The sequence below is a fragment of the uncultured Allobosea sp. genome (assembly GCF_945956895.1).
Classification (GTDB): Bacteria; Pseudomonadota; Alphaproteobacteria; order Rhizobiales; family Beijerinckiaceae; genus Allobosea.
Genome location: NZ_CAMFJF010000096.1, coordinates 1 through 7,929, shown reverse-complemented (window position 1 = coordinate 7,929; position 7,929 = coordinate 1). Strand labels below are relative to the sequence as shown.

Here is a 7,929-nt window from a genome sequence, read left to right as displayed (position 1 = left end):
GGAGAGATCATGACCCAGATCCGTTTCGCCGCCGCTGCCGTTGTGCTCGCGCTCGTTCCGGCCGCTGCCGGCGCTCAGGTCCTGCAGGAGCGCAACATGCCGCTCGCCATCGCCCAGGAAATCGCCCAGGCGACTGTCGAGGCCTGCGCCGCCAAGAACTTCAACGTCACCGCGACGGTCGTCGACCGCGCCGGCGTCACCCGCGCCGTGCTCCGCGCCGACCGGGCCGGTCCGCACACCGTTGCCGCCAGCCGCGACAAGGCCTTCACCTCGGCCTCGGCCCGCAACGCTACCGCCGCGATGGCCGAAGGCGTCGAGAAGAACCCGGCCCAGCGCAACGTGGCTGCGATCGAGGGCTTCCTGCTGCTCGGCGGCGGCGTGCCGGTCAAGGTTGGCGACGAGGTGATCGGCGCGGTCGGCGTCGGCGGTGCCCCGAACGGCCTGATCGATGAGGAATGCGCCAATGCCGGCATCGAGAAGGTGAAGGCGAAGCTGCGCTGAGCCTGGATCAGAGCTGAAACTGGGCAGGCGGTTGCGGAAGCGGCCGCCTGCCTCGCTTTGTGAAAGGAGCACTGCGATGGTGAGGATGTTGCTGATCGCTACGGCCCTGGTCGCGGCAACGCTGGCCGGCCGGGCTGTGGCACAGACGCCGCCCGATGCGACCGAGCTCGCCGCCTATCGCGGCCTGCATGCCGCGGCGGCTTCCGGGAATGTCACGGTCATCCGCAGCCTCGCGAAGGCCGGGGAGAAACTCGACGCCCGCGACGGCAACGGCCGCACGCCGCTGCATGTCGCGGCCTTCCGCGGGCAGGTCGAGGCGATCCGCGCGCTAATTGCTGCCGGCGCCGATCCCGGCTTGTTCGATAACCAGCGCTACGACGCCGTCACCATCGTCGCGGTCAGCGACGACGTGCCGGCGCTGAAGGCCCTGCTGGAGTCGGGCGCCTCCGCCACGCTCACCACCAGCCGCTATGATGGGACGGCGCTGATCGCTGCCGCCCATCTCGGCCATGACGGCATCGTCCGCGAGCTGATCAAGGCCGGCGCGCCGCTCGACCACGTCAACAACCTCGGCTGGACCGCCTTGATCGAGGCGGTGATCCTCGGCGACGGCGGCAAGCGCCATATCGAGACGGTGCGAGCGCTGCTGGCGGCCGGCGCCAATCGCAATCTCGGCGATGGTCAGCGCGTCACGCCATTGCAGCACGCCCGGGCGCGTGGTTACGCCGCGATGGTCGCGCTGCTGGAGGCTGGCGCTCCCCGCTGAGGCCAAGCCTTCATGCCTTGCGCGCCAAAGCTGTCGCCGGACTGCTTCGACACCATGCAAAGCCGCCAAGCAGTTATGCCGGAATGGCTCTAGGCAGGAGACCCGGCTGGGCCCATACGGCGCTGGTCCATTCGCGGGGGCTTCATGACGATTGCCGGCTTGCTGCAGCCATTCAGCGTGGGCCAGGTTTCGGCCTGTATCCTCATCGTCTTCCTGACGGCGATCATGCGCGGTTATACCGGCTTCGGCTTCGCGCTGGTGGCCGTGCCGCTGCTCGCTCTGATCGCTGATCCCGTCACCGCCGTGCCGATGGTGCTGCTGCTGGAGGTGGTCGGCAGCCTGCAATTGCTGCCTGGCCTCTGGCGCTCGGCGCATCTGCGCTCGGTGCTGCTGCTCGTCGCCGGCGCCTTGCTGGCGACGCCGATCGGCCTCTACGGCCTCGCCGCCTTGCCGGCCGACGTGATGCGCCTCGTTATCGCGCTCGTGGTGCTCGCAACGACCTGCGCGCTCGCGGCCGGCCTGAAGGCGAGCCGCGAGCCGGGCGCGCCCGCGACCTTCGGCGTCGGCATCCTCTCCGGTCTGCTCAATGGCGCGGCTGCGATGAGCGGCCCGCCGGTGGTACTGTTCTACCTGAATGCCCAGACGGCGATGCATGTCGGGCGCGCCTCGATCGTCCTGTATTTCCTGCTGTCGGATACAGTCGCGATCGGCTTTGCGGGTGCATCCGGGCTGCTGGTCGCGTCGACGGCGCTCCTGGCGGCCGTGACCATTCCGGCCTTGTTCCTCGGGCAGGTGATCGGAACGCGGCTGTTTCGCTCCGCCCTGCAGCGCCATTATCGCGTCGTCGCGATCGTGATCCTGCTCGCGGTCAGCGGTTTCGCCATCGTGCAATCTGTTCATGCGCTGTGGGGCAGCGCCTAGATGGCGGCGAGACCGGGCGGAAAAGCTGTGTCATCCCGGACAAGCTGCGCAGCAGCACCGATGTGGGATCCATCGTAGAGGTCCTGAGCCCTTCGATGGATCCCGGAGGAAGCCCGGGATGACGCTGCGATCCCGGAACAAGCCAGGACGTCTTCGGTCGAGCCGTCCCGATCTGTGCCTCGTCGCTGCGGCCCTGCCAGCGAGAAACACTCCCTTGTAAAATTTCACAACATGTCTACGCTCCCTCCCAACGGGCGCCGGTCAAGAGCGCCCTTGTGGAGGAAACCGGGAATGGCGCGCAGCGCGATCCAGCCCCGACAGGCCGAGGTGGAGGAGGCGCCGGCGCCGAAGCGGCGCAACCGCGTCAACCTGTTCGAGCTCGCCTATGAGCGCATCGAGGCGATGCTGATCACCTGCGAGCTGCCGCCGGGCCGCTTCCTGTCGCTGCAGGACCTGCAGGACATGACCGGCTATGGCCGCACCCCGGTCCATCATGCCGTCAACCGGCTGGCGGCGGATACGCTGATTACCGTCCGTCCGCGCCATGGCCTCCAGGTCGCGCCGATCGATCTGGCGCGCGAGCGCGTGCTGCTGCGGCTGCGCCGCGATCTCGAACGCTTCGTCATCGGGCTCGCGGCCGAACGGGCCGGTCCCTCCCACCGCAACCAGCTCCTGCATATCGAGCGCCTGCTGCGCGAACGCCGGGACAGCTTGAGCCTCGCCGAGTTCAACACGCTGGACCGCCGCATCGACGAGACCGTGCTCTCGGCCGCGGCAGAGCCGTTCCTCCAGCACACGCTGCGCCCGCTGCACACGATCTTCCGGCGGATCGGCTTCATCTATCACAGCGCGATGCCGCAGCGTGTCGGCCTCGCGGTCTCGATCGACCATCACATCGCGGTGCTGAACGCCATCGCGGCGCGCCTGGCGGACGACGCCGCCGCGGCCTCGGACGCGCTGATCGGCTTCGTGGACGGCATGTTCGACGAGATGGAAGCGGTGATCGACCCATCCATGCTGGATTGCGGGGTCGAGCCGCTGCTGAAGACCTGACGGAAGGACGTATAGGATCATGCGGATTGTCTTTCACGGCGAGAATGCCGCCTCCTTCAGCCACGGCTTCGTCGGGCTGGTCGGCGACAAGGCAGAGATCCGGCTGCTGCCTGATCATCTCGAAGCAGGCGCCGACCAGAGGGCCTATGCCGAGGCCGAGGTCATCGTCGGCGTGAAGTTCGATGCCGGCCTGCCGCAGCCTGCCGGGCTCAAGCTCTTCCATGTGCCGGGCGCCGGCTACGACATGGTCGATCTCGGTGCGCTGCCGCCGTCCGCCGCCGTCTGCAACTGCTTCGGCCATGAGCAGGCGATCGCCGAATACGTGATGGCGGCGCTTCTGGCGCGCAACATTCCGCTGGCTGACGCCGACCGGCGCCTGCGCCAAGGCGACTGGGCCTATTGGGCCGGGGCGCCCGAGCGCGTCCATGGCGAGATCGCAGGCCAGACTATCGGGCTTCTCGGCTTCGGCCATATCGGCAAGGCGATCGCGGCGCGAGCCAAGGCCTTCGAAATGAAGGTCCATGTCGCCAATCGCAGCGCCGTGCCGACTTCGCCACTGGTCGACCGCGCCTTCACGCTCGATGCGCTCGCGGAGTTCTGCGGCTCGGTCGATATCGTCGTGGTCTCCGTGCCGTTCACCGAGGAGACCAGGGGCATACTCGGCGCCGCCGCCTTCGCGGCGATGCGTCCGGGCGCCGTCGTGATCAATGTCGGGCGCGGCCCGACCATCGACGAACAGGCGCTGTATGACGCCCTGAAGACCAGCCGGATCGGCGGGGCCATCATTGATACCTGGTATCGCTACCCCAGCGCTGGGGACAGCCATCCGTTGCCCTCAAATCTGCCACTCTACGAACTTTCAAACGTTTTAATGACGCCGCACATGTCCGGGTGGACGAGCGGCACCATCAGCCGCCGGCAGAGGGTGATTGCCGAGAACATCAAGCGCCGCTTCGCCGGCGAGCCGCTCGTCAACGTCGTGCGCGCCAGCGCCTGACGCAGCGACAGGCGTCACGTTCTTCCCGAACAGGCCGACAGAAGCCGGGCCATGACAAGCGGTACGGCCGCAGGAGAGGAGACATCAGGTGAAACTGCTCAAGCATCTCAAGATTGCCGGCATGGCCCTCGCGCTCGGCGCCGGCATGCTCGCGGCCAGCCAGGCCTCGGCCCAGACGGTCACCGACATCATCAAGCGCGGCTCGGTGAAGATCGGCGTGCTGATCGGCGCCCCGCCCTACGGCTCGGTCGATTCCCAGGGCAACGCCATCGGCTATGACGCAGACGTCATCGCGCTGATCGGCAAATATCTCGGCGTCAAGGTCGAGATGGTGCAGCTCACCCCGCCGGCCCGCATCCCGGCGCTCGAAGCCAACAAGGTCGATTTCCTCGTCGCCACGCTGGCGCCGACGCCCGAGCGCGCCAAGGCCGTGATGTTCTCGATCCCCTACAGCGCCTTCCAGACCGGCATCTACGCCAAGAAGAACGTCCCGATCAAAGCCTGGGCCGATCTCAAGGGCATGAAGGTGGGCGTCAACCGTGGCTCCAGCGTCGAGCGCGAGTTCACCAACCGCGAGAAGGAACTGAACCTCACCATCCTGCGCTTCGAGGATGACGCGACCACGATGCAGGCGCTGTTCTCCGGCCAGGTCCAGGCCATCGCCGGCCCCGACGCGCAGGCCAACGCCGCCATGAAGGCGCGCGGCGAGACCGAGACCGAGCTCAAATTCGTCTTCGGCATGCAGCCGAACTCGATGACCATGCGCAAGGACGCCTATGAGCTGCGCCAGTGGCTCAACAACTTCATCTACTACGTCAAGCAGAACGGCGAGCTCGACGCGATCGCCCAGAAGTGGGTCGGCAGCCCGCTGCCGCCGCTCCCGACCTTCTGATCCGGTTGGAGATTGGAAGGAAACACAGCCCTCATCCTGAGGAGGCCGCGCAGCGGCCGTCTCGAAGGATGATCCAGCGCCCTCTGAAACATCCTTCGAGACGCGGGCCAAAGCCCGCTCCTCAGGATGAGGGCTTGGAGGCTCTGTCTTCCAACCATCGAAACACCGGCGCGATGTTCCGCATATCGCGCCGGCGACCCTCGACCTACCCCTGAGGCCGAAGGAGCGCGCCGTTGCTCTTCCAAGACGTCTTTTCCAAATGGCCGATGATCCTCAACGGGGTCTGGCTCACGATCGTGCTGTCCTTCGTCGCGATCGCGCTCGGGCTCGTTCTGGCGACGGCGATGACCGCATTGCGCAGCCTCGCGGGCAGCTGGGCCGGCTACATCGTCGACGCTTATGTCGAGCTGATGCGCAACACGCCCTTCCTGGTGCAGCTCTTCATGATCTTCTTCGGGCTGCCGCAAATCGGCATCCGCCTCAACGGGCTCGAAGCCTCCGTGCTGGCGATGACGCTCAACCTCGCGGCTTATGCCACCGAGATCATTCGCGCCGGCGTCGATTCCATCCACAAGTCCCAGATCGAGGCCGGGCTGGCGCTCGCCATGACCCGATGGCAGGTGCTGAAGCATGTCGTGCTGCAGCCGGCCTTCGCCCGGGTCTGGCCGGCGCTGTCGAGCCAGTTCGTGCTGATGATGCTGGCCTCCAGCATCTGCTCCTTCGTTTCGGTGCAGGAGCTTTCAGGCACGGCGGCGATCATCGAGCAGGACACCTTCCGCTCGTTCGAGACCTATATCGTCGTGACGGTGCTCTATCTGGTGCTGGCGCTCTCCTTCAAACTCTTCCTGAACTGGCTCGGCCGGAAGCTCTTCCCGCAGGTGTCGGGCCTTGCCCGCCTCACCGAAGCGCATGGGGAGGCCGCCTGATGCAGACCTTCGGTTGGCCCGAGGCCCTCTTCATCCTGCGCTCCGCCGGCTGGACGCTGGCGCTGACCGCCATCGCCTTCTTCATCGGCGGCGCGCTTGGCGGCGTCTTCGCGATCATGCGCCTGTCGCGGGTGCGATGGCTGCGCCGTTTCGCGGCCGGCTACATCCTGGTGATCCAGTCGATCCCGGTGCTCATGGTGCTGTTCATGAGCTATTACGGGCTTTCGGCGCTGGGCATCGAGCTGCCGCCCTTCCTCGCGGCCTCGGCCTCGCTGTCGATCTATGTCTCGGCCTATCTCGCCGAGATCTGGCGCAGCTCGATCGAATCCGTGCCGCGCCCGCAATGGGAGGCCTCGGCCTCGCTGGCGCATACGACGGCGCAGACCTACCGCCATGTCATCCTGCCGCAGGCGATCCGCATCTCGCTGCCGCCGACGGTCGGCTTCCTGGTCCAGCTCGTGAAGAACACCTCGATCGTGCAGGTCGTCGGCTTCGTCGACCTGATGCGCGCCGGCATGCTGGTCAATAACGCGACCTACCAGGCCTTCCAGATCTTCACGCTCGTTGGGGCGATCTATTTCGCGATCTGCTTCCCGCTCTCCCGGCTCAGCCGCCATCTCGAAAAGGTGATGAATGCCAGCCGTTCTCATTGAAGGCATCCACAAGCGCTTCGGTGCGCTGGAGGTGCTGAAAGGCGTCTCGCTCAGCGTCGATACCGGGCAGGTCGTCGCGATCATCGGCCGTTCGGGCTCGGGCAAGTCGACGCTCTTGCGCTGCATTAACGGGCTCGAGACCTTCCATGCCGGCAAGATCGAGGTCGCCGGTCACACGATGACCCAGGACCCGACGAAGCTGCGCGAATTGCGCAAGGATGTCGGCATCGTCTTCCAGAGCTACAACCTGTTCCCGCATCTGACCGTGGGGCAGAACATTATGCTCTCGCCGCGCATCACCAAGAACGTGTCGCAGGCGCAGGCCCTGGCGCTCGCCAAGGAGGTGCTGGCGCAGGTCGGCCTCTCCGAGAAGTTCGACAGCTACCCGGACAACCTTTCCGGCGGCCAGCAGCAGCGCGTCGCCATCGCCCGCTCGCTGGCGATGCAGCCGAAGGTGATGCTGTTCGACGAGGTAACCTCGGCGCTCGATCCGGAGCTGACCGGCGAGGTGCTGCTGGTGATGGAAAAGCTCGCCAAGGGCGGCATGACCATGCTGCTGGTGACGCACGAGATGAATTTCGCGCGCACCGTCGCGGACACCACCGTCTTCATGCACCAGGGGCTGATCTGGGAGAGCGGGCCATCGAAGGAACTCTTCGCCAACCCGCAGACGCCGGAGCTCGCCAATTTCGTCAAGGCGGGTGCTCACTGAGCGCTTTCGGATTGGGGGGGGACGGGCCGGCTCAGTAGACGGCCGTCGCCTCGACCTCGACCAGGAATTCCGGCCGGCTGAAGCCGGAGACGATCACCAGCGTCGAGGCCGGCTTGACCGGGCAATCGGCCAGAGCCTCGTCGCGCGCCTTCATATAAGCCGGCATATGCTTGCGGTCGGTGACGAAGGCGTTGAGGCGCACGATATTCGCCATCGACAAGCCGCCTTCGCGCAGGATCGCCACGATGCTCTCGAAGCAGATGCGGGCCTGCTCACCGGCATCTTCCGGCACGCTGCCGTCAGGCGCGATGCCGAGCTGGCCGGAGGTCAGCAGGACGCCCTGCGCATCGGCCTTCATGCCATGCGAATACTGCCCGAAGGGCGGGGCAAGCGAAGCGGGCGTGAGCGGCTGTTTCATGAGCTGACGATCCAAGGCATAGGGTCGTATCAGGTCTAGGTGACCGACTCATAACTTCGCAACCAGATACGGATCGAGGCGAGCTGGACT

At 66.3% G+C, this 7,929-nt stretch carries 10 protein-coding genes; 9 read left to right on the top strand and 1 reads right to left on the bottom strand.

The features are described from left to right. The 9 genes from Q0Q02_RS22015 to Q0Q02_RS21975 form a co-directional block, all read left to right on the top strand. A partial coding sequence (locus Q0Q02_RS22015) for a heme-binding protein (RefSeq protein WP_367275052.1) occupies positions 1-501 on the top strand: 501 nt, incomplete at its 5' end. A gap of 76 nt (positions 502-577) precedes the next feature. Further along, entirely contained in the window at positions 578-1,267 is a 690-nt protein-coding gene (locus tag Q0Q02_RS22010; protein WP_293812729.1) for an ankyrin repeat domain-containing protein, read from the top strand. A gap of 144 nt (positions 1,268-1,411) precedes the next feature. After that, complete coding sequence (locus Q0Q02_RS22005) at positions 1,412-2,188, top strand: sulfite exporter TauE/SafE family protein (RefSeq protein WP_293812727.1); 777 nt, start codon at positions 1,412-1,414, stop codon at positions 2,186-2,188. Positions 2,189-2,479: 291 nt separating this feature from the next. Beyond that, complete coding sequence (locus tag Q0Q02_RS22000; protein WP_293812725.1) at positions 2,480-3,241, top strand: GntR family transcriptional regulator; 762 nt, start codon at positions 2,480-2,482, stop codon at positions 3,239-3,241. A 19-nt stretch (positions 3,242-3,260) separates the two neighbouring features. Then, complete coding sequence (locus Q0Q02_RS21995; protein ID WP_293812724.1) at positions 3,261-4,238, top strand: 2-hydroxyacid dehydrogenase; 978 nt, start codon at positions 3,261-3,263, stop codon at positions 4,236-4,238. 121 nt (positions 4,239-4,359) lie between these two features. Then, positions 4,360-5,130 carry a transporter substrate-binding domain-containing protein gene (locus tag Q0Q02_RS21990; protein WP_293812731.1) on the top strand — a complete coding sequence of 257 codons (771 nt, stop codon included), beginning with the start codon at positions 4,360-4,362 and terminating at the stop codon, positions 5,128-5,130. 233 nt (positions 5,131-5,363) lie between these two features. Next, positions 5,364-6,056: an amino acid ABC transporter permease gene (locus Q0Q02_RS21985; RefSeq protein WP_293812722.1), complete on the top strand. Its 693-nt coding sequence runs from the start codon at positions 5,364-5,366 to the stop codon at positions 6,054-6,056. Then, positions 6,056-6,709 carry an amino acid ABC transporter permease gene (locus tag Q0Q02_RS21980; protein WP_293812720.1) on the top strand — a complete coding sequence of 218 codons (654 nt, stop codon included), beginning with the start codon at positions 6,056-6,058 and terminating at the stop codon, positions 6,707-6,709. Before Q0Q02_RS21985 ends, Q0Q02_RS21980 begins: the two co-directional genes overlap by 1 nt. After that, the gene (locus tag Q0Q02_RS21975) at positions 6,690-7,421 is read left to right on the top strand and encodes an amino acid ABC transporter ATP-binding protein (RefSeq protein ID WP_293812718.1); all 732 of its coding nucleotides are present in this window, start codon (positions 6,690-6,692) and stop codon (positions 7,419-7,421) included. The genes Q0Q02_RS21980 and Q0Q02_RS21975 overlap by 20 nt, the downstream gene beginning before the upstream one ends. Before the next feature lie 31 nt (positions 7,422-7,452). Here the strand turns inward: Q0Q02_RS21975 and Q0Q02_RS21970 are convergent, their stop codons facing one another. After that, a complete protein-coding gene (locus tag Q0Q02_RS21970) occupies positions 7,453-7,839 on the bottom strand; it encodes a RidA family protein (protein ID WP_293812716.1) in 387 nt (128 codons plus the stop codon). Positions 7,840-7,929 lie beyond the last annotated feature (90 nt).